Below are 22,129 nucleotides of genomic sequence, written 5' to 3' on the forward strand. Positions count from 1 at the left end.
TGCTAAGTTTTTCACTACCGCACATTTTTGCGGCATGGAAAACGAGGGCAATATGGTCAGTGTTTATCGAGTGTGGTGGTGTACTGCGTTATTGATGGGGGCGATCGGGTGTAGTGAGCAGCAGGCGCCATCCACGGAAGCGCCTCCGGTCGATGTGGGCGCCATGACTGTGCAAGCGCAGCCGGTGACACTAACCACAACCCTTGCGGGTCGCACGAAAGCCAGTTTGGAAGCGGAGGTTCGGCCGCAGATCAGCGGGATTGTACTAGAACAGGATTTTGAGGAGGGCGCGTTGGTCGAAAAGGGCCAGCAGCTCTATTTAATTGATCCCGCCCCGTACGAAGCGCAACTGCAGCAGGCCAATGCCGAGTTATCGCAAAGCCGAGCGAACCTGAAAGCTGCGAAAGCCCGGGCCGAACGCTATCAGGTGTTGGTTGATTCTCGGGCGGTGTCAAAGCAAGATTATGATGACGCCCAAGCGCAATATCAGCAGGCGTTGGCGTCGGTAGAGACAGCGAAGGCTTCGGTTGATACAGCGAAAATCAACCTCGGCTACACTCGGGTGTATGCGCCCATTGCCGGCCTCGCGGGACGCTCTTCTGTAACTCCAGGCGCTTTGGTGAGTGCCAGTCAGTCACAGGCATTGGTAACGGTTCAGCAATTTGACCCCATGTACGTGGATGTCTCCGAATCCAGTCGTGAACTTAATGCCCTGCGCAGAGCTTGGGCGTCAGGCGATGTGATCCGGCAAGAAGGGGAAGCCGCTCAGGTTCACCTGTCGTTTGATGACGGTTCAGCGTACGAACATCTGGGTGAGTTTAAGTTTGCGGACATCAATGTGGATGTTAGTACCGGCACTTTCACGATACGGACCACCTTTCCGAATCCAGACAGCATTCTCCTTCCTGGCATGTTCGTGCGGGCCACGCTGGTTCAGGGAGTCCTGCCTAACGGTGTGTTGATCCCGGCTCGTGGGGTGAGTCGCAATGCCAAAGGCGAAGCGACCGTCGTTATCGTCTCCGCGGAAAATACGGCTGAGAGTCGAGCGGTCGTCGCGGAACAGATGATAGGGCAAGCGTGGCTGGTGACGGATGGGTTGGCAAATGGTGATAGGGTCGTGCTTGAGGGGCTGCAGTACCTTCGGCCAGGCGTGGCGATTGGCACAGTGAACGAACTGGCACCGGAGTAGCGCATCATGGCCCAATTTTTTATTGATAGACCAGTATTCGCTTGGGTACTGGGCATTTTACTGATGCTTGCCGGCGCTTTAGCATTGATACAGTTACCCGTAGCCCAATACCCGGATATTGCACCGCCTTCGATTGAGGTGCGAGCGACTTATCCTGGGGCTTCGGCCAAAACGGCTGAGGAAACGGTGACTCAGGTCATTGAGCAGCAACTCACCGGACTGGACAACCTGTTATATATCGCATCCACTTCTGATGCGTTTGGTGGCGTCACCATTACCTTAACTTTTCTCGCCGGAACCGATCCCGATATCGCTCAGGTCCAGGTACAAAATAAGGTCTCGGCTGCGACCGCGCAGTTGCCGGATTCGGTTCAGCGTCAGGGGGTCACCGTCAATAAGGCCAGTGCTGGCTTTTTAATGGTATTGGCCCTTATCTCTGAAGATGCGGGGATGGATTTTAACGATCTATCCGATTACATCGCGTCAAACTTGCAGGATCCGCTCAGTCGGGTGAATGGCGTCGGCTCAGTGCAACTGTTTGGGGCTGAATATGCGATGCGGGTCTGGCTCGATCCGAATAAAATGGAAGGCTATGGTTTGGTGCCGGGCGATATTAATACCGCGATTGCCGCGCAAAATACGCAGGTATCGGCAGGCCAGTTAGGCGCTGCCCCCTTAACCGGGGGACAGCAACTCAATGCCACCATTACCGCCCAGTCTCTGTTGACCAGTACCGACGAATTCGAACAGATCCTGCTGAAGGTGAATTCGGACGGCTCTCAGGTACGACTCAAAGACGTGGCTCGGGTTGAATTAGGGGCGACCAGCTACAGCGCACTCTCTCGTTATAACGGTTATCCGGCTTCTGGCTTGGCTATCAGTCTGGCAACGGGCGCGAATGCCCTAGATACGATGACAGCAGTGCAAGCCAAACTCGATGAGCTACGACCCTTCTTCCCGGCGGGGGTTGCTTTGGCAACACCCTACGATACAACTCCTTTTGTTCGGATCTCAGTCGAAAACGTTATCCATACCCTGATTGAAGCCGTGGCGCTGGTGTTTTTGGTTATGTTCCTGTTTTTGCAGAGCTTTCGTGCAACTTTGATCCCCACCTTAGCGATCCCTGTGGTGGTTCTGGGGACTGCTGCGGTCTTGTTGGTGTTGGGTTACTCCATCAATACCTTGACCATGTTTGCCATGGTGTTGGCGATTGGCTTGCTGGTGGATGATGCGATTGTCGTGGTGGAGGGGGTTGAGCGGGTCATGGAAGATGAAAATCTTCCGCCTCGGGAAGCGACCATTCGCTCGATGCAGCAATTGTCCGGGGCGCTCGTGGGGATCGGTATGGTGCTATCGGCGGTGTTTATTCCCATGGCGTTTTTTGGTGGCACCACGGGGATCATCTATCGCCAGTTTGCCATCACAATTGTCACGGCGGTTGCATTGTCTGTGTTGGTGGCATTGATATTGACGCCAACGTTGTGCATCCAGTTGATGAAGCCAGGTCATACGGCCGAAAGTACAACGACCGGTTTCTTTGGCTGGTTTAATCGAACGTTCCATCGTGCCACTGAAGGCTATGTCAACACGGTGGCTTTCTTCGCCAAACGAATGTGGATGGTGGGGATCATTTTCGCGCTGATCGTTTCTGTCGCCGGCTATGGCCTAACGCGGTTACCCGGTTCGTTTCTGCCCGATGAAGATCAGGGCGTCATGATGGCCATGACTCTGCTGCCTGCGGGGGCAACACAGGAACAGACGGTCGAGGTACTGGAGAAAATTGAGACGTATGTGCTAGAGAACGAGATGGACTACGTCGATTCCGTGTTTGCCGTTGCTGGATTCTCGTTCGCTGGAGCGGGCTCGAATGCGGGCATGATGTTTTTCGATATGCGGCCTTGGGATGAGCGAACGTCAGCGGATGGTCACGTCAAAGCGGTGATGGGGCGGATCCAGAATTATATGTTCAGCATTAAAGAGGCAATGGCGTTTGCCTTTGTTCCGCCAGCGATTATTGAGCTTGGTACTGCATCCGGATTTGATATGCACCTGCAGGATCGCAGTGCACAGGGACATGCCGCCTTGACGGAGGCACGAAACATGTTGCTCGGCATGGCGGCACAAAATCCAATGTTGCAAGGGGTAAGGCCCAATGGTCTGGAGGACACCCCGCAGTATGTGATTGATATTGATAACCTTAAAGCGGAGGCACTCGGGGTCAGTATTGCGGATATCAATACCACGTTATCGACCGCGTTTGGCTCTAGCTACGTCAATGACTTTATCGATCGCGGGCGAGTGAAGCAGGTCTATGTACAGGCGGATGCACCCTTTCGTATGGTTCCTGGCGATCTGAACGATTGGTATGTACGCAACAGCAGTGGCGATATGGTGCCCATCAAAGCGTTTAGCACAACGCACTGGGATTATGGTTCGCCCCGGTTGGAACGCTATAACGGCATTGCGTCGATGCAGATCCAGGGGGAGCCAAGCGCAGGGGTTAGCACTGGTGCGGCGATGACAGCGATGGAGGAGATCGTCGAGCAGTTGCCTGGTGGCGTGTCGTTGGAATGGACCGGCTTGTCTTATGAAGAGCGGATCTCCGGCAACCAAGCCCCCATCTTGTATGCCTTATCGATTTTGATCGTATTTCTTTGTTTGGCTGCATTGTATGAAAGTTGGAGCGTGCCTTTCTCGGTGATCTTGGTGGTGCCGTTAGGCGTCATGGGGGCGGTGATCGCGACAGGGATCCGTGGACTGGAGAATGATGTGTACTTCCAGGTTGGCCTGTTAACTACCGTGGGTTTGTCGTCGAAGAACGCCATCATGATCGTGGAGTATGCCAAACAGTACTATGACGACGGCCAGACCGTGCTAGAGGCGACATTGCATGCGGCGCGGGTGCGCTTACGTCCAATCCTGATGACCTCGTTAGCGTTTGGTTTTGGGGTGCTTCCGTTGGCCATATCCAGTGGTGCCGGCTCTGGAGCGCAAAATGCGGTGGGTACCGGTGTGGTCGGTGGGGTATTGACCGCCACCTTTATCGGAATTTTCTTTATCCCGCTGTTTTTCTTGTTCGTGATATCGACCTTCAGTGGTCGCAAACCTTCGAAGCAGGAGAGCAGTCAATGAAACTGATATGGATTGTTTGTTCGGCTCTGATGCTGACGGGTTGTATGAATTTGGCTCCGGATTATGAGCGCCCACAAATGCCGGTGGCTGAAATGTGGCCAGAAGACAGCAAAGCACAACTGGATGGCAACAGTGGCGTTGAAGATTGGCGCAATTTTATTGTAGAGCCGAAGCTGCAACGCCTGATTGAGCTCGGGTTAGAGCACAATCGAGATATGCAGGTTGCGGTGCAAAATTTGCGCCGAACTCAGGCGCTCTTTGGGATCCAGCGTTCTGAACGGTTTCCCAATGTGGATATCAGTGCAGGCTCGGTTAATCAACGATTACCGGAAGCGTTTACCGGCGGGCCACCGACCGTCAGTCGTCAATACAGTGTTGATCTGGGGATCTTTAGCTATGAGCTCGATTTTTGGGGGCGGATCAGCAGTCTTGAGCGTCAGGCTCTGAATGCGTATTTGGCGACGGAGCAGGGGCGACGCAATACGCAGATCGCGCTGATCAGTCAGATCGCGTCGACCTATTTAACGCTGTCGGCCAATAAAGCCTTGTTGGCGTTGGCAGAAGAGACCTTAGCCAGTCAGGAAGCGTCACTCGTGTTGACCCAGCAGAGCTTTGATAATGGTGTGGTGTCGGGGCTGGACGTGGCCCAAGCACAGGTGACTGTTGCGACGTCACGGGTTGATTTGGCGAGTTTTTCCAATCTGGTGGCATCAGATCAACATGCGTTGGCGGTCTTGGTTGGCACTAGCATCGACGATGCATTAATGCCAGAGGCGGGTGAGTCCGACGTCTTGGCACCGGTGCGCGTGGGTATGCCGTCTCTGCTGCTGTCGCAGCGGCCTGACATTGTTCAGGCTGAACATAATCTGATGGGGGCGAACGCCAATATTGGTGCCGCGCGAGCGGCGTATTTTCCTAGTATCAGCTTGACCGCTACGGCGGGATTATTGAGTGCCGATCTGGACGATCTGTTCGATGGAGATGCCCGCAGTTGGAACTTCTCTCCCAGTATTAGCTTACCCATTTTTAACTGGGGTCAGTTAAAGGGGAATGTCGAGGTGGCTAAAGCGGACGCAGCGATCGCATTGGCGCAATATGAGCAATCAATACAGTTGGCGTTTCAGGAAGTGGCGGATTCATTGTCGGCGCGACACTATCTTGCTCTGCAAAGAGAGGCGCAACAGCAACTGGTGGATGCGACCGGAGACAGCTTTGAACTCTCGGAGCTGCGGTTTCGACAGGGGGTGGACAGCTTCTTCTCGGTATTGGATTCACAACGCAGCCATTACACGGCGCAGCAGGGCTTAATTACCCTCGATCTGAGTCAGCAGGCCAATCTGTTGGCGCTGTTTCGGGCGCTCGGCGGCGGTTGGGTCGGCAATGAATTGAGTCCATACTCGCCTTAGTGGCGATTTATCCATCAAGTCAGATGTTTCCTACACTGAAAGGGAAGTGCGAATAGGAGTGATACGAGATGCTACTGCGAGAAAAGAGCTCTGGGGATCTGGTGGAGGTGATCGACAGTAACTCATTACTTAATCCGTTTGTCGATCAGGTCAAGGTGCAGTTTCAGTGTGGCCAGGATCTGGCCGATCCTGAGATGTGTGACAAAAAGGGATTAACCTTCCCTTCGGGCGAAGGATTACCGGAATGTTGGCTAAACGGCCATTATCGCACCAAAGCGTAAATGGTTGCGAGTGAACAAAGCCCCGCAGGATCCTGCGGGGCTTTGTTTTGCTGCTTTGGCCTTGCGTTGAGCTAGCGTTGGGTAACGCTGCTTGCAGCGTCCCTAATCGCGTTCGGCGCCGCGTTGACAACGGCGCTAGCGATGCCTTTGGCTGGGCATCGCGGCTGGAATGGGGCGTTGACGTGGCTGCGGCATTGGCCGGACTGCCGGTCGGTGCACCGGCATAGTGGCAGGTTGTGCCGGACGGGTGCGAATGACGTCTCGGCGTTGCCGAGGCTCGACACTGGGCCGGATGTTCGGCTGCTGTACGGGTTGGTTGACCGGTCGGTTCGACGGCCGTTGTATGGGTTGCGTCGGCGCGGACGGGATCTGCTCCGGTGAAATAAAGCCAGGTCGTGCCGTGGGCTTGCCGGGATTGGCGGGCAGCTGTGCTGGCAGTGTCGGTGTAGGCTGACCTGGCAATTGCACAGGGCGCTGCGTCCCTGGCTGGCCTGCGACCGGCAAATGGACCGGAGGGCGCTCGATAGGCGGCATCGGTTTGATCGGCGGTTTGGGCGGCCGGATTGGCGGATAGGGGCGCCAGTAGATGGGGCGATAATACCAGCGATGGTAGTACCAAGGATCGTACCAGAGGGAGCCCTGATAGTAGCTTGAGTAGTAGCTGGTTGTGTAGGCCGTGCGTGGGCTGTTGCTGCAGCCGCTGAGCAGGGCGAGTGCGAGCACCACGCTGGTGACGGTAAACATGGGTTTCATTGGGTGGCCTCCTCGCGGTCGGTTGGGCCGATCAAGCCAAAGATGGCACCGACGGGATCGATCATAAACAGGATCTCTTGGTCATTTTGCGGCTCGAGCAGCCATGTTGCTCCGGCTTCTATAGCTGTTTGGGCGGTTGCCATCGGCTCGGTGACATAGATGGCAGACACCCAGAGTGCGGGCGCGCCTTGGTCATTGGATTCGCTGGCGGAGATGCTGGCGCGGCTAATCCCTTCTGAGCTGAGGAGCCACTCAGGCGCTTGTTCGCTGAGCTCTATTTGGAGCAGATCCCGATAGTATTCGCCAGATCGTTTGGGATCTGGGCTAAACAACATGTGCCAGGCAAAGTGGCCTGCTTGCGGCTGGTAGTCGAGGGGATCGCCCGCTTGACTGGCAAGCAGGCCAAATACCGCGCCGTTTGGATCTTGGGCGATCGCTTGCACTCCTCGTTGCCCCATGTTCCGCGGTGGCATCAACCATCGACTGGCGAGGGGTAACCGACTGGCCTCGCTGAGATCGGCGCGGGAGAAGTGTGGAACCCACATTGCGCCGACACGTTCGCTGTTGTTTTCCTGGCGCATGACGATCCCAGCAATGGCTTGGTTATCGTGGTAAAACAGCCAGTACGGCTCGCTGTCGAGGGCGGCGATCTGCCAACCAAACACAGTTTGGTAGAAGCGGGCGCTGGCTTGTGGGTCGGAGCTGAACAGATCATGCCAGGTGGCTTTGCCTGGTTGGGCGTGATCAGCTTCTGCATAGGCCAGTGGCGGGAAGTCGGCCTGGCTGGGCAGACTGATGGCCAACAACATGATCGCCATCATCTGGCTGATCTTTTGTAACATATTCGGGATCTCCGGATCTCTGTCTCTCTGCAGTGTAACATGGTTGAACTTTGAGCTGAGTTAGCGCTTTGTATCAATTGGTTAGCCATAAATAGGTCAGTTGTGATTGTGCTCACGTGCGGTGGTGGTTCGAGGTTGGGCGGGGTATGATGTGGAATCCGGAAAATGACCGGATAGCAACCGGTTAACCTGCATAGCGGGGGTCGGAGCCCCCTGGAGTAAGCAATGGCTGTCATTCAAAAAGAGCACTTCATCAGCTCCGTCGCTGATGCACTGCAATACATTTCGTATTACCACCCCAAGGATTTTATCGAGGCATTGGCTAATGCGTATGAGCGTGAGCTCAACCCTGCGGCGAAAGACGCGATGGCGCAGATCCTGATCAATTCGCGCATGAGTGCGCAAGGGCACCGACCGCTGTGCCAGGATACTGGGATCGTGACCTGTTTCGTGAAGATCGGTATGCAGGTGCAGTGGGACAGCGACTTGACCGTGCAGCAGATGGTGGATGAAGGTGTGCGGCGGGCTTATACCGATCCCGATAATCCATTGCGTGCGTCTATCGTGGCCGATCCTGCCGGTGCGCGGATCAACACCAAAGACAATACCCCTTCCGTGGTGCATATCGATATGGTTGCAGGCGATGGCGTTGACGTGATGATCGCGGCGAAGGGCGGCGGCTCGGAAAATAAGTCGAAGATGGTGATGCTGAATCCGTCCGATAACGTGGCGGATTGGGTTGAGAAGACGTTGCCGACCATGGGCGCCGGTTGGTGTCCACCCGGTATGCTTGGGATCGGGATCGGCGGCACGGCGGAGAAAGCCGCGGTGATGGCGAAAGAGTCCTTAATGGAGCATATCGACATCCATGAGCTGCAAGCGAAAGGCGCCGAAACCGCCGAAGAGCAACTGCGGCTGGAGATCTTTGAGCGTGCCAACAATCTGGGGATCGGCGCGCAAGGGCTGGGCGGGATCACCACAGTGCTGGATGTGAAGATCAAGTCGGCTCCGACCCATGCGGCTTCAAAGCCAGTGGTGATGATCCCCAACTGCGCGGCGACGCGTCATGTTCATTTTCATTTGGATGGTACTGGTGCGGCGCAGTTGCCGGTTCCGAGTTTGTCTGATTGGCCTGAAGTCACCCAAGAGGTGGGGGATAAGGTCAAGCGGGTTGATCTTAATTCGATCACCGCTGAAGAGCAGCGTAGCTGGCAGGCGGGCGATGTTCTGCTGTTAAACGGTAAGATCTTAACCGGACGGGATGCTGCGCATAAGCGCATTAAAGATCTGCTTGATTCCGGTGAGGGACTGCCAGAGGGTGTCGATTTTAACGGGCGCTTTATCTACTACGTGGGTCCAGTGGATGCCGTTGGTGACGAGGTTGTCGGGCCGGCAGGGCCAACCACGGCCACCCGAATGGATAAGTTTACCGAGCAGATGCTAGCGGAAACGGGCTTGATGGGCATGATCGGCAAGGCTGAGCGAGGCCCGGCTACCGTCGATAGTATTGCCAAACACCAATCGGTGTATTTGATGGCGGTTGGTGGTGCGGCTTACTTGGTTGCTAAGGCGATCAAACACTCTCGTGTGGTGGCGTTTGATGATCTGGGCATGGAAGCGATCTACGAGTTTGATGTTGAGGATATGCCGGTGACGGTGGCAGTGGATGCCGAAGGCAACAATGTGCATGAAACCGGACCCGCTTACTGGCGAGGCCAGATCGCTCAACACGGTTAATATGACTTGATGATCTGGGCGCCCATTTTTTTGAAAAGTGGGCGTTTTTGCTTTGGGCGGCGAAAAAGCGGGTCTGAGCGGGGTGCCTATTTTAGCTCAACAGGCTTGACCATAACAGGGCCAGCGTGGAGCCACCTACGGTGGTCATGGTTACTAAACTGCCGATGACGATCTCTGCGAGACCACGTTCTTTGAGCATGGTGATGGCCGCAAAAGCCGAGCCTGCGAGCAAAGACAATATTGTGCTGATGGCAATTATGGCGAGGGCCACAGGCGTCACCTTTGAACTTGATTATCAAGAGACAGACTTTACCTCGCTCTCATTTAAAGGCCAGAGCCAACGTAAGAAAATGTCGGATAGAAGGCACTTTTAAGTAGATAAAAGGAAGAATTATTACTAAAAGGTCCAAGGTGAGACGAGTAAGTGCGACAAAGTGGCTCAGGTTGGCGGCGTTGTTGCATTGTTTGTGTGATCCTTTTATCGATTTTTTCCACTCATGCCGCCTTGTCGCGACAGTTCTATGCATGGGTGGTGACATCTCTCGGTGTTTTGTTAAGTGTGACTTTCCAGACTATGAGTGATGATTTTAACGCGGCCGATTGAACTGGTTGCCAGAGTGTGAAACGGTTGAGTGCACGGATGCGGTGCATCGCTATCCGATTATCTTTAAAGGAAAAATAACGATGAAAAAATGGATTGCAGCGCTACCGTTGGCGCTACCTCTGGCCTGTGGCTGGGCCAGCGAACCGTTTCAGGTTCAACATTTGACTCAGTTTAATTCCCTGCACTCTGTGGCGTTGTCCGCCGACGGCGCAGAGGCGATCTACGCGCTGAAAGCGGTGTCTGATGATGGGCGACGCTCAGATCTGTTTCGGATCAGCACGGCGGATCCCAGTCAGTTCGAGCAACTGACCAATCATTCTGGTACGGAGCACAGTGTGAGCTACTCCGCCGATGGAGCGGGGATCTACTTTCTGTCTGATCGCTCGGGCTCCAGCCAACTCTGGTATTTGTCGTTATCCGGGGGGGAAGCTCGACAGATCTCCGATCTGCCACTCCCGATCGATGATTACAAACTTGATCCGACCGGAGCGCACCTGGTGATGCAGATCCGCATTGATCCTGCCTGTGTTGATCTGGCTTGTGGGGCACAGATGGCGGAGCAAGCCAAGGCGCGGTTGGCGCAAGGAAAGCACTACACCGAGCTGATGGTGCGCCACTGGGACACATGGGGCGACGGGCTGCGTAATCATCTGTTTGCTGCTCGCTTTGAGCAAGGTGGTTTATCTGAGCCGGTCGATCTGACCGCGGGATTGGACACCGAGGCTCCTCCCAAGCCTTTCTCTGGGATGGAAGAGGTGGCCTTCAGTGCGGACGGGAAACGGGTGGTGTTTACCGCCAAGGCTCCCGGTGCGGATCAAGCTTGGCAGACCAATTACGATCTGTGGCAGGTACCTGTGACGGGCGGCGAGCCGGTGAATCTTACGGCGGATAATCCTGCTTGGGATGCCCATCCGGTGTTCTCTGCCGATGGCCGTTATCTGGCGTGGTTGGCCATGACCATCCCGGGTTATGAGGCGGATCGTTTCCGGATCATGTTGAAGGATCTGCACACAAGTGAGGTGAAAGAGGTAGCGCCGGGGTGGGATCGTAGCCCCCATCATCTTGCGTTTGGTGCAAGCAGCCAGGTGCTTTACGTCACGGCACAGGATCTGGGACAAGTCGGGATCTTTGAGCTGGATACCCGCTTTGGCGATGTCCGCTCGCTGGTAAAAGAGGGCAGCCATGCGTTGCAGGCGACGGCAGGAGGTAAGATCCTTTATACCCGCAACGACTTGTCTAACCCGACCGATCTGTATGTGATGGATGACAATGGTCGCAATGCGCGGCAATTGACGCAGATTAATGCGGAGCACATGGCCCGGATCGATCTGGGTGAGTTTGAGCAGTTCAGTTTCAAGGGGTGGAATAACGAAACTGTGCATGGTTACTGGATCAAACCTGTGGGTTATGAGACGGGTAAACAGTATCCGGTCGCGTTTCTGGTGCACGGCGGTCCGCAAGGCAGTTTTGGAAACCGTTGGCATGGCCGCTGGAATGCGCAGTTATGGGCTGGGGCAGGGTTTGGTGTGGTGATGATCGATTTCCATGGCTCGACCGGATATGGCCAAGCGTTTACCCATTCCATTTCCAAGGATTGGGGCGGAAAGCCGCTGGAGGATCTGCAAAAGGGCCTCGCTGCCGTGGGTGAACAACAACCCTGGCTGGATGTGCGTAACGCTTGCGCTGCGGGCGGCTCCTATGGTGGTTACATGATGAATTGGATCGCCGGTAACTGGAACGAGGGTTTCAAGTGTCTGGTTAATCATGCGGGTCTGTTTGATATGCGCAGCTTCTATATGGTCACCGAAGAGCTTTGGTTCCCTGAGTATGAGTTTGGTGGGCCCTATTGGGAGCAAACAGACCGGTACGAACGGTTTAACCCGGTTAACCACATTGATAAGTGGCAAACGCCGATGTTGGTGTTACATGGTGCCAAAGATTATCGGGTGCCATTGGAGCAGGGTTTGGCCGCTTTTACGGTGCTCAAACGCAATAACATTCCGGCAGAACTCGTTGTTTGGGAGGAGGAGAATCATTGGATCTTAAACCCTGACAATCTTGAGCAGTGGTATGAGCATGTGCTGGGATGGATGGCACGCTGGACTGAGAAAGTACAGCATTAAGGTGAGAGCGACGCTGTTTTCGTCCAATTATCCAGCAAGGGGGTGTGCATTGGTCACGTTATGGTGTTTGGTGTGATCGTATCGCCGAACCTGCCTTGAGTTCGCTCAGGTGCTGCCCTATAGTTGCGGCATATGCTGTTTGTTCCTTTCGTTTATCGACAAGGAGCTGAATGTTGGATGAGTCGGCTTGCTCGTCCTTACCGTTTATCCCGCGAGCAATTTCTTGCGTCGCAATGGCATAGTTGTTAGCACCCTGTAACCCGACAGGGTGTCGTCACAGCCCCCATAGGGGCTGTGCGCTGATAACAATCATTCTGCCCCAGGCAGTAACAAGCCCCCCTTCGTGTTGGTCTAACAACATGACTCGCGGATAACGCAAATTCTAAATGCTGTCGCGTTTCTCTCTTCTTTGGTTCTGCCCCTTTGGCTGGAACTGAACCTCTTCTGCCATGAATGGCCCCCATACAGATGCACGTAGGATCCCTTGGATCCCCGTGTCACGGAGTAACTCTATGAGTCACACAACAGGTACGTCTGCGGACGCCGAAGAAACACTGATCCCAGCGAGCCGCTGGTACCAACACATCGATCTGCAGGTGTTGTTGCTCAGTGGTGGATGTTTGGTGCTGTTTGCTGTCGCAGCGCTCTACGACATAAACGCTGTTAGCACTTGGGTTAATGGTGCTTTTGCGTTTTCAGCGACCTATTTCGGTGCCTACTGGCAGCTGTTGCTGTTAGCGACGTTTTTCATTGGCCTGTTCATTGCTTCCAGTCGTTCTGGTGCGGTTGTCCTCGGCGCCACCGTGCAGCCCGAGATGTCCACGTTTAAGTGGGTTTCGGTGGTGATGTGTACCTTGCTTGCCGGCGGTGGGGTGTTCTGGGCAGCCGCTGAGCCAATGGCTCACTTTGTCTCGCCCCCCCCTTTGTATGATGCCCCATCTGGTTCGGTGGAAGCGGGCTACAATGCGTTGTCCCAGAGCTTTATGCATTGGGGCTTTTTGGCGTGGGCGATTTTGGGCAGCCTGACTGCCATCGTGTTTTCCCATCTTCATTACGACAAAGGCTTGCCACTTAAACCGCGCACCTTGCTGTACCCTATCTTTGGTCAGCGCGTGATGACCGGCTGGTTCGGTGCCATCGTTGATGCTTGCTGTGTTCTGGCTGTGGTGGCTGGAACGGTCGGTCCTATCGGGTTTCTTGCCCTGCAAATGGGCTTCGGTTTAGAAAAGCTGTTCGGTATGAGCAACAGCTTTAGCCTACAGATGGTGGTTTTGGTGGGCTTGGTGATGATCTACACCGGCTCGGCCATCAGTGGGGTGACCCGTGGGATCCAGCTGCTGAGCCGATTTAATATCATCCTGGCGGCTTTCTTGATGCTGTATATGCTGCTGCTGGGTCCAACCAGCTTTATCGTCAACGGCTATATCCAGGGGATGGGAACCTACATTGACCAGTTCATTCCTATGGCCACCTATCGCGGTGATGAGGCGTGGCTCAGTTGGTGGACCGTGTTTTTCTGGGGCTGGTTCCTAGGCTATGGCCCGTTGATGGCGATGTTTGTTGCTCGGATCTCTCGCGGCCGAACCATCCGTCAGATGGTGCTGCTGATCTCCGTTGTTGCACCGGTGATCACCTGTTTCTGGTTCACCATCGTCGGTGGTAGCGGCGTGGCGTTTGAGCTGGCTGAGCCCGGGGTGATCTCCGAACCCTTTACCGGCATGAATCTGCCTGCGGCGTTGCTGGCTATCACCGAACAGTTGCCGCTGGGTTGGATGGTTTCCGTGCTGTTTTTGGTCTTGACCACCATCTTCGTGGCGACCACCGGTGACTCGATGACCTACACCATCTCGATGGTGATGACTGGTAACGACCATCCCCATATGGCTGTCCGGGTGTTCTGGGCGATTATCATGGGTCTGATGGCTGCGATCCTGATCTCCATTGGTGAAGGGGGCGTTGGCGCACTGCAGTCCTTTATCGTGGTTGCGGCGGTGCCGGTCTCTTTGGTGTTGTTGCCGTCACTGTGGAATGCCCCGGCGATCGCTCGACAGATGGCGAAGGATCAGGGCGTGTAACGGCCCGAATCTTTTGCTCGTCCTAAGCGCCGCATTGCGGCGCTTTTTTGTGCGCGGTGACCGTCGATCAACCGATCACCCGGCGCAGCGTGGGCGCTTGTGTGGCTGAACTTGTCGGCAGCGCTTGAGCGACCGTGGGTTGCTGATAGCTGCGCACGGCAGCTTGCAGTCGTTCGAGCAGGGTTTGACGCAGGGACAGCGGCTGGATCACCCGGGCCGCGGCGCCGAAGCTCATGATCCAGCGGATCAGATCCTCATTGATGGCGACACTGGCGTATAGCTCGACGCGATCGTCATGGCATTCGAGCCGTTGCTCCTCGGTCAATTTTGTATCGAGCAGGGCAATGCCGATCTTGGGCTCAAAGTGCAAGATGATCGCTTCTGAAGGCGTTGGACTGGGCTGCAGTTGGTGCGCGGCAAGCCATGCATCCAGATCAAATCCATGGGGCGGTTGCGCGGGGATCAGGGTATCCCGAGCGGATTCGATATGATGCAGCCGGATCGCCTGGCATTCTTGTTGATGCTCAAAGCGGCCGATCAGAAAGGCCTCGGTTTCGCTAAAGACCACGCCACAGGGGTGGATACGACGATCGTATCGGTGAAATTCATTGGCTTTGTGATACCCGATCTCCACAACCGTATCGTTGTACAGTGCTTGGTATAGGGTCTCCATAACCAGAGGTTTGGCCTGTGCGGGCAGACACAGTACGGTCTTTCGAACAAAGCGGATCTTGCTCTGCCAGGCCGCCCGGCTCTGATTGTGAGGTTGAGTTAAGGTTTGTTGTGCGTGGCGAAAGTAGGGCTCGAGTTTCTTTCGGCTGGACGGCGGCAGCGCAGTCAGCAGGTGCTGCTCTAACTGGGCAAAAGCGAGGGCATTATCGCCATCCATATCGGGCAGTTTGCGCCGGGCGGTGGGTTCGACGCTCCAACCTGCCGGGTTTTCATCGTCGCAGATCAGGGGATAGCTGTCGGTGAGATCCTTCAGATCACGCTGTACCGTGCGCAAACTGGTGTTAAACCCTTCGATCATCAGCTTACGCAGCAGATCTGTGGTGCTGATCTTGCGCGGATGCGGGGGTAACATCTCCAGTATGGCCATCTTCCTTGATACGATTTTGCTCATAGAAATCTATTTTCCCCGTTTTCTTTCAAAACTTTAGCAGCAGAAGAGGATGCCGTCACTGAATGGGCTGCTTTGTTGCAGTTTAATTTAGGCGACGGGCACGACAGGTTCTGTCGCGCCCCCTGCCCATGCTGACGATCCGTTCGTTAATGGAGAGTAGGGATGGAGCAGATCAGACCACAAAGCCGGATCATGGTGATGGGCGTCGGCGGTTGTGGCGGTAATGCTGTCAGTTACCTAGGGCCGGACGATCTGCCCGAGATGGTGACGACAGTCGCGTTGAATACCGATGTCGCTGCACTGGCGGACTGTCATGCTGGCGAGTGTCTGGCGCTTGGCCCACAAACGACGCGGGGCTATGGTGCGGGATCGGATCCCGAGGTGGGACGAGACGCGTGTATTGAATCCGAGGAGGCGTTGCAGGTGCTGCTGCAGCAGGCCGACATCTTGTTTTTGGTGGCGGGGTTGGGAGGCGGGACTGGCACGGGGCCAGTCCAGAGTTGGCGAGGATGGCACGTCAGCATCAGCTTCCGTGTATTGCTGTTGCCACATTGCCGTTTGAGTTTGAGGGGGAGATCCGCCGTGAATACGCTCAAGCCGGGGTGGAGGCGCTGAATGACGCGGCGGATGCGTTGATCCTGCTGCCCAACGAGCAATTGGCGCAGGCGTTGGATGCCGACATCGATCTGGACAGTGCGTTTAACGCCAGCAATGAGATCTTGCGCTCTGTGGTGGTGGCGTTATCCAGGATGTTGACCCAAACCGGCAATATCAATGTGGATTTTAACGATTTTTGCCGCGTCATGGCGCGACCCGGCCGGGCGGTGTTTGGCGTGGGCCGTTGTGATGAGGAGAGTCAGTTGCCCGAGGCGCTGGAAGCGGCGATCAATAATCCCTTATTGGCACAGACGACTTTGAGTACTGCCCAAGGTCTGATCGTGAACTTAGTGACTCAGGATAAGGTGTCGTTGCAGGCATTCACTCAACTGGGCGAGCTGGTACGATCTCAGGTCAAGTTCCGGCCGTTGATCGTGATGGGCCAGTCGGTCGATCCTGCATTGGCGACACGGTTTGAGATCTTGGTACTCGCGACCGGGATGGAAACCCCGACCGAAGGGCAGATGGCGTCTCAGGGTGCGAATGCCAACGGCTGCGGAGCCGGTGTTAACGCGTTAGATCCAGATAAGGTGATCAACGTACCCGAGTTCCTGGGGCTGACACGCCCGCCGCGACATAATGGCGGCTTGACCTTGACGGATATGGAGATCCCTACGTTCGAACGGCGTCAGCTTGGCAAAAAGCGATAGGTGTTGGTTCGCCGGCTGTATCGCCAAGGGGCTGCTGACACTCGAGTCGATAAAGCCATGCTTGAGTCAGTTGTTGGCTGGCTTGACTGAGCAGATGGTATAAAACAACCAGTGTGAATAGGGTGGAGATCAGTGTCATGATTTGATGTCCTTATTGTTGTTTTATCAGTAGCTTATCTGAACGCAACCTGAACGGCCAGCGTTACTTCGCGTCAAGGAGATGGTCGAGTCTGTTGTTGTATGTGCTGGCGGGGGAGATCCGCAGGCCGCGGGAGCTCTCTAGCGACAATCATCCGAGCACCGCTCGATCTGACACGCATCGCTTGGCCCTTCGGTGGCATCGAGGGGAGTCGGTGTGGCTGAGAACCGGCTGCTGGCTGCCTATTGGGTACCTGGCCTCGCTCTGTACTGCGCTAGCTTGAGTGAGGCCAATGACGAATGGAACGGCGCGATGGTGGCTGGGCGCCTGAATTTGCTGAATATGATCTGACGAATACGATTCCCTTTTGCGCTTTTACTATGGCTCTGATAACTCTGTAGGCAAGGCAGAGGTGCGCCACAAGGAATACGAAAATGCGACCGGGTTGTCTGGCTATGCTGTTGTTGATAAGCACTCACGCGAGCGCGGGGAGCTGGCAATGGACCATGGATAATGATGTGGTATTGCAAACCGACGGCGATTACACCAATGGCCTGATGGTGGACTACATCAGCGAGCGCGTGCCAAGTTGGCTTGAGGCTGAGCACATGCAGCAATGGTTTAAGTCGGACAGCCGCTATTGGCATTGGCAGTTGGCACAAAAGATGTGGACGCCGTCGGATCTCAAGCCCGATTCTCAGCAGGCGATAGAGCGACCTTATGCCGGTACCTTGATCTCGACCATTACGCTTGGGATGGCGACTGCGGAGATCGATAATCGTTTGCAGGGATCGATCGGCGTTGTCGGGCCGGCTTCCGGTGCAGAGTGGGTGCAAACACGGAGTCATAAGTGGTTTGGATCGACCGCCCCCAGTGGTTGGGACGATCAGATAGAGAATACGCTGCTGCTTCAGCTCCAGTGGGAGCAAAATCGACGGCTATGGTCGAGCACAGGGGCACGGCGTTGGCATTGGTATGGCCACGCACGGATCCATGGTGGCAATTACCGCAGTGAGACGGCATTGGCTTCGACCTTGATGTGGGGCCAGAATGGCGGGGACCAGGTTCAGGGCAGTCACTGGCAACAGGCGTCGGCGCCGCCGTCGGGACCTTGGGGCTGGGCTGTGTTCGCGGGGATAGAGGGGCGGTATCGATTCAACGACATCACGCTACAGGGACGGCGTCCAGACACGGCGCCGGATGTTGGCGTCGAGCACTGGCAGTCGGCTTATGTGATTGGCCTATTCGGTCACTACGGCGCCTTTTTCGGCCACTTTATGGTGGTGACCGAGAGTCGGGAGTATTGCAATGCAACGGAAGCCTGGACGCAATATGGCCGTTTGAGTGTGGGCTTTCGATTCGAGTGATTGTGGTTTGGCGGGGCGGTATTCGTGCTTTCGTGGGCATGTTAGGTTTAGCGAATATCGGCAGGATCTTGGCATCAAGGTGGTGAGCGGCACGTGGAGTCAAATCAATTTTGGTATGTGGTTGAGCAAGCGAGTCGAGGCGGTGATGGCAGGATGGCAGACAAAGCCGTCTTGCTGGCGCGTGCTCTGTCGCAGCTACCGGATCGTTCCCTCTTGGGTTTTTCACACCAGTTTGAGTTGCACCATGGCGCGGCGTACACCTGGCGCCTCTGGGGGGCGGCCTACCTGCTATGCGACGGCTGTTCCGAGGAGGAGTTCGCCAACTTTCGTGCGAGCTTGATCTCGTGCGGCCCAGCGCTTTATCAAGCGGCATTGGACGATCCCAACGTGTTGTCGGAGGTCGGTTGGCTGCGAAGTGAGCTCTGCTCCTCCTTGTACCACAGTGCGGTGACCGATGCGCTGGAGCAACGGTTCGGTCGCGTGCCAGCCAGCGAGTTCCCTTGTCCGCTGGAGCCATCGGGTCAGGCCTGGGAGGAGGAGACGTTGCCTCAACTCTATCCTCGGCTTAAGCCGTTAGCGGGCTCGACTCGTCGGCCCTGGTGGCAGAGGTGGCTGCGATAAGGCTTAGGGCAGCGACAAGCCAGGGTGTTGATCCGAACCGAGGTTTTGGCACTACTGTCGTAGCCTTGTGATGATCACCTTGGAAGTTGTTTCGTGAGAGGGGATGACGTGTTCTGCCTGAATATAGAGCGCGCCAGCGCCTTGATAGGATTCATAGGTCAGCCGGATCTTGATGTCGCTATCGATGTAGTTCGTTGGGGTAATGGTAAAACCGATCTGAGCGTAGTGGCTGGGGGCGAGGGAGCTGAAAGCGGCAACTCGGTATAAGTTACTGGTTTCTTTTCTAATGAAATTCTTTTTCCCACTGGCGTTAACACCAAACAGCTCGATGGCGGCGGCCTGATTTTGGAAGCCCTCATACAGCGTATCTAAGGTTCGGATCTCCGTGTCATTGATCAGATAACAATTGGAAAATCCCTGTTGATGGCTGAGGTTAGCCTCAATGATCGTACCGTCATTCACTGGTATGCAGTTGTCTTGGCTCGCGTTCAGCTCTGGTGACTTGGCCGATGAGTGGCATGCCACCAGCAAAGGCAGCGTAAATAATAGAGGCAGAGCGTTATGCATGATTCATCCTTGAAGTCTTACGTAACAAAGTAAACGAATACAACGGACTCGATCAAAAGCGTAGCACAGCGAAGTCACGACTGGTTTTGGCCGGGTTTAATCGTTACAGTGGCGCGCAAACCGCGAGCCTGAGAGCAACTTCATGTCTGAGCCATTAAAATATTTGTCCCATTACCCGCAACATGTGCAAGCACAGGTTCGCACCCTGATCGAACGCGGTGGCCTAAAAACCTATCTGTTGGATAAATACCCGACGCCGCATTCGATTGGCAATGACAAAGCATTGCGTGAGCACGTCATGCAGTTTAAAAATCGCTATTTGAAGAAGTCGGCGCCGCTCAGCAAGGTGATCTTTGACAATCGCATCCATGTGGTCAATCACGCGCTAGGGTTACATAGCTATGTTTCTCGAGTGCAGGGCAATCGGCTTAAAAGTAAGCATGAGATCCGGATCAGCTCCGTCTTTAAGGCAACCCCTCAGGCATTTCTGGATATGATCAGCGTGCATGAGCTGGCGCACCTGAAGGAGAAAGAGCATAACAAGGCTTTTTATCAGCTGTGTCAGTACATGTTGCCCAGCTATCATCAATTGGAATTCGATCTGCGTTTGTTCTTGCTGCAAACGGAGCTTGAGGGGGCCTTGTATGAACCGACAGGCGAAACTGCGGGTGATGGCTGCGTTGTATAGAGGGCGAACCGGCAGAGGCGAGGGCAAGGCTTTTGTCTTGCTGGCTTTACTGTGTTGGAGAAGGGGGCCAATTGACCGTGCTGGGGTGAACATGCCTGAGCGGGCAAAGAGACCATAAACGTATTGACTTGTATGACTATTATCGCTAGGTTGCGGCAAAAGTGAGCAGCAGTAGAGCGGACACAATGGATGTGAGGACGCAAAACCAGGAAGCTTTTAGGTTATATCAAGCTGACAATGGCTTGTGGTGTTGTCCCGTCTGTGGTTCGCCAGAGTTGCCGTTGCCAGCGTATCAAGCCGACGGTACGCCGTCGTTTGCCAAGTGCCGTTGCTGTGACTTTGCGTTTGGCTCTGATGATGATCCTGCATTGAGTCGCGAAGCGGTGGTGGGCATTCAGTTGAATTGGGAGCGATGGCGACAGCGATGGCTATTGGCCAAGGAAAAGACGCCAGAGCAGTTGGAGTCTTTGTGCTGTCAATTGGCGCGGATAGGGATCCAGCTTGATGATAGACGCGACAACAAATATAGGCTGATCCGCCGTGCGCACTCGATGCAGCGTTGGCGTTATCGTCATTCCGTCTGGCTTATCCCCGTTATTGCGCTGATCTTGGCCGTCATCTTGGGGATCGTCGGTATCACCGAGTAGCCCGAAGCGCACAAGCCAAGAGGCTTGCGCGCTTGTGACATTATGCTGCGGCGCAGATCGATTGGCCGTAGAAAGACGCCTGATAGATCGCTTTAACGTCGGCAACGGTCGGTTGACCAGGGTTGGTCAGGGTACAAGGATCGGCAAAGGCGTTGGCGCTCATTCGCTCCAGTACCTCTTCAAACTTGTTCGGGCAAAACGCCACTTCGTCGCATTGCTGGAAGGTGGCCGGGATCCCCATCTTGGCATTCAGCTCTCGGATAGCTTGGGCAATGTCTTTGATGCCGAGCGCGTCTTCCAGTTTTTGATACTTATCGGAGAATTGACGGTTAAAGTCGATGATGTACGGCATTAGGATGGCATTCGCCAGGCCATGGGTGACTCCGAATTCTCCCCCGATCTTATGCGCCAAAGAGTGCACTAAGCCCAGCGAGGCATTGGTGAAGGCCATACCGGCGAGCGCTGAAGCGTTATGCATCTCGGTGCGGGCAGCGAGATCGTCTCCCTGAGCATAGGCTTGCGGCAGGTTGTTCAATACCAACTTGATCGCTTCGGTCGCATAGGGATCGGTAAAGCTGGTGGCGGCCGTTGAAGCAAGCGCCTCGATCGCATGGCACATCACATCCATGCCGGTGTGGGCAGTGATATGTGCTGGCATCTTGGCTGGGATCGCCGGGTCCAAGATCGCAATGTCCGGCACCATGTCAGCCGCGACGATGGGGTATTTGATGTGGTTTTCAACATCGGTGATCACGGAGAAGGCGGTGATCTCAGATGCGGTGCCGCTGGTGGATGGGATGGCGATAAATTTCGCTTTGTTGCGCAGAGGCGGCATAGAGCCGACTTCGATGATCTCTTCAAATTTCAGCTCTGGATGTTCGTAAAAACACCACATAACCTTTGCCGCGTCCAGCGCGGATCCTCCACCGATCGCCACGATCCAATCCGGGCCAAACTCTTGCATCGCTTTGGCACCGCGAAAGACGGTTTCAACAGAAGGGTTCGGCTCTACGCCATCGATCACGATGGATTCAATGCCTGCTTGTTGTAAGAGTTCAGCGGCTTGATCCAAAAAACCAAAGCGTTTCATAGAGCTACCGCCGGTTACGATGGCGGCTTTTTTCCCTTTCAGTTGGGCCAGTTGGGTTAGAGCGCCTTCGCCGTAGTAGATATTACGAGGAATGGAAAACGACATCATCGACATGACACTGTTCCTTGAAGTAATGAGTAAATCGAGACTGGGTTTAGTATTCACGGGATAAGAACGTGGAGCCGTGATCAGCTTCATCTATTTGTTTTGTCGTTAAATTACGTCATAAAACAGTGAGTAAAGCCGCAATATCAGCCCAGCAGCGAGAAAGGCTCGTACTCAGTACGCGGTAAAACTGAGGAGAGGGTGCTCTTCGGTGACTGTGGTTGTCAGATATCGGGCGACGGACGAGGCAGAAAGAGTGGGGTGAGGGCGGCTCATTGCGCTAAGTGACTGCTTGCGGTTATTGGCAACATATGTTTGCGGCGTTTTCTCTAT

At 55.0% G+C, this 22,129-nt stretch carries 19 protein-coding genes and 1 pseudogene; 15 read left to right on the plus strand and 5 right to left on the minus strand.

Features of this window, described 5'->3' with window-relative positions:
• Positions 1-52: 52 nt before the first annotated feature.
• The 4 genes from ABEA08_RS21295 to ABEA08_RS21310 all read left to right on the plus strand — a co-directional run bounded on the left by ABEA08_RS21295 (position 53) and on the right by ABEA08_RS21310 (position 6,008).
• Entirely contained in the window at positions 53-1,189 is a 1,137-nt protein-coding gene (locus ABEA08_RS21295) for an efflux RND transporter periplasmic adaptor subunit (protein WP_345337470.1), read from the plus strand.
• 6 nt (positions 1,190-1,195) lie between these two features.
• Positions 1,196-4,321, plus strand: a complete 3,126-nt coding sequence (locus ABEA08_RS21300) for an efflux RND transporter permease subunit (protein WP_345337471.1) — start codon at positions 1,196-1,198, stop codon at positions 4,319-4,321.
• Positions 4,318-5,727, plus strand: coding sequence for an efflux transporter outer membrane subunit (locus ABEA08_RS21305; protein ID WP_345337472.1), 1,410 nt, complete (start codon positions 4,318-4,320; stop codon positions 5,725-5,727). Before ABEA08_RS21300 ends, ABEA08_RS21305 begins: the two co-directional genes overlap by 4 nt.
• A 68-nt stretch (positions 5,728-5,795) precedes the next feature.
• Entirely contained in the window at positions 5,796-6,008 is a 213-nt protein-coding gene (locus ABEA08_RS21310; protein WP_345337473.1) for an acetyltransferase, read from the plus strand.
• A gap of 135 nt (positions 6,009-6,143) precedes the next feature.
• On the opposite strand, the gene ABEA08_RS21315 is transcribed toward ABEA08_RS21310, so the two are convergent.
• Both ABEA08_RS21315 and ABEA08_RS21320 read right to left on the minus strand, forming a co-directional pair.
• Entirely contained in the window at positions 6,144-6,761 is a 618-nt protein-coding gene (locus tag ABEA08_RS21315; protein ID WP_345337475.1) for a hypothetical protein, read from the minus strand.
• Positions 6,758-7,603, minus strand: coding sequence for a VOC family protein (locus ABEA08_RS21320; RefSeq protein WP_345337476.1), 846 nt, complete (start codon positions 7,601-7,603; stop codon positions 6,758-6,760). Before ABEA08_RS21320 ends, ABEA08_RS21315 begins: the two co-directional genes overlap by 4 nt.
• 225 nt (positions 7,604-7,828) lie before the next feature.
• On the opposite strand from ABEA08_RS21320, the gene ABEA08_RS21325 reads away from it, so the two are divergent.
• The 4 genes from ABEA08_RS21325 (at position 7,829) to ABEA08_RS21340 (ending at position 14,142) form a co-directional block, all read left to right on the plus strand.
• Complete coding sequence (locus ABEA08_RS21325; RefSeq protein WP_345337477.1) at positions 7,829-9,340, plus strand: fumarate hydratase; 1,512 nt, start codon at positions 7,829-7,831, stop codon at positions 9,338-9,340.
• Between the two features lie 203 nt (positions 9,341-9,543).
• Positions 9,544-9,714, plus strand: coding sequence for a hypothetical protein (locus tag ABEA08_RS21330; protein WP_345337478.1), 171 nt, complete (start codon positions 9,544-9,546; stop codon positions 9,712-9,714).
• A 310-nt stretch (positions 9,715-10,024) separates the two neighbouring features.
• Positions 10,025-12,067: a S9 family peptidase gene (locus ABEA08_RS21335; protein ID WP_345337480.1), complete on the plus strand. Its 2,043-nt coding sequence runs from the start codon at positions 10,025-10,027 to the stop codon at positions 12,065-12,067.
• Positions 12,068-12,579: 512 nt separating this feature from the next.
• Positions 12,580-14,142, plus strand: coding sequence for a BCCT family transporter (locus tag ABEA08_RS21340; RefSeq protein WP_345337481.1), 1,563 nt, complete (start codon positions 12,580-12,582; stop codon positions 14,140-14,142).
• A gap of 67 nt (positions 14,143-14,209) precedes the next feature.
• Here the strand turns inward: ABEA08_RS21340 and ABEA08_RS21345 are convergent, their stop codons facing one another.
• Positions 14,210-15,265, minus strand: a complete 1,056-nt coding sequence (locus ABEA08_RS21345) for a helix-turn-helix transcriptional regulator (protein WP_345337482.1) — start codon at positions 15,263-15,265, stop codon at positions 14,210-14,212.
• 198 nt (positions 15,266-15,463) lie between these two features.
• On the opposite strand from ABEA08_RS21345, the pseudogene ABEA08_RS21350 reads away from it, so the two are divergent.
• The 5 genes and pseudogenes from ABEA08_RS21350 to ABEA08_RS21370 form a co-directional block, all read left to right on the plus strand.
• Positions 15,464-15,873 (plus strand): annotated as a pseudogene (locus ABEA08_RS21350) (FtsZ/tubulin family protein); the annotation flags it as partial.
• 195 nt (positions 15,874-16,068) lie between these two features.
• A complete protein-coding gene (locus ABEA08_RS21355) occupies positions 16,069-16,572 on the plus strand; it encodes a hypothetical protein (protein WP_345337597.1) in 504 nt (167 codons plus the stop codon).
• Positions 16,573-16,927: 355 nt separating this feature from the next.
• Positions 16,928-17,062 carry a hypothetical protein gene (locus tag ABEA08_RS21360; protein WP_345337483.1) on the plus strand — a complete coding sequence of 45 codons (135 nt, stop codon included), beginning with the start codon at positions 16,928-16,930 and terminating at the stop codon, positions 17,060-17,062.
• 83 nt (positions 17,063-17,145) lie between these two features.
• Positions 17,146-18,078 (plus strand): lipid A deacylase LpxR family protein, encoded by a 933-nt coding sequence (locus tag ABEA08_RS21365; RefSeq protein ID WP_345337484.1) that lies wholly within the window; start codon positions 17,146-17,148, stop codon positions 18,076-18,078.
• Positions 18,079-18,171: 93 nt separating this feature from the next.
• Positions 18,172-18,699 carry a DUF4240 domain-containing protein gene (locus tag ABEA08_RS21370; RefSeq protein ID WP_345337485.1) on the plus strand — a complete coding sequence of 176 codons (528 nt, stop codon included), beginning with the start codon at positions 18,172-18,174 and terminating at the stop codon, positions 18,697-18,699.
• Between the two features lie 51 nt (positions 18,700-18,750).
• On the opposite strand, the gene ABEA08_RS21375 is transcribed toward ABEA08_RS21370, so the two are convergent.
• Positions 18,751-19,266, minus strand: coding sequence for a hypothetical protein (locus ABEA08_RS21375; protein WP_345337486.1), 516 nt, complete (start codon positions 19,264-19,266; stop codon positions 18,751-18,753).
• A gap of 142 nt (positions 19,267-19,408) precedes the next feature.
• Between ABEA08_RS21375 and ABEA08_RS21380 the strand changes: the two genes are divergently transcribed.
• Positions 19,409-19,954 (plus strand): YgjP-like metallopeptidase domain-containing protein, encoded by a 546-nt coding sequence (locus ABEA08_RS21380; RefSeq protein ID WP_345337487.1) that lies wholly within the window; start codon positions 19,409-19,411, stop codon positions 19,952-19,954.
• Positions 19,955-20,235: 281 nt separating this feature from the next.
• Positions 20,236-20,601 carry a hypothetical protein gene (locus ABEA08_RS21385; RefSeq protein WP_345337488.1) on the plus strand — a complete coding sequence of 122 codons (366 nt, stop codon included), beginning with the start codon at positions 20,236-20,238 and terminating at the stop codon, positions 20,599-20,601.
• 40 nt (positions 20,602-20,641) lie between these two features.
• On the opposite strand, the gene ABEA08_RS21390 is transcribed toward ABEA08_RS21385, so the two are convergent.
• Positions 20,642-21,805 carry an iron-containing alcohol dehydrogenase gene (locus ABEA08_RS21390; protein WP_345337489.1) on the minus strand — a complete coding sequence of 388 codons (1,164 nt, stop codon included), beginning with the start codon at positions 21,803-21,805 and terminating at the stop codon, positions 20,642-20,644.
• Positions 21,806-22,129 lie beyond the last annotated feature (324 nt).

This window comes from Ferrimonas pelagia (assembly GCF_039543565.1).
Taxonomy (GTDB): Bacteria; Pseudomonadota; Gammaproteobacteria; order Enterobacterales; family Shewanellaceae; genus Ferrimonas; species Ferrimonas pelagia.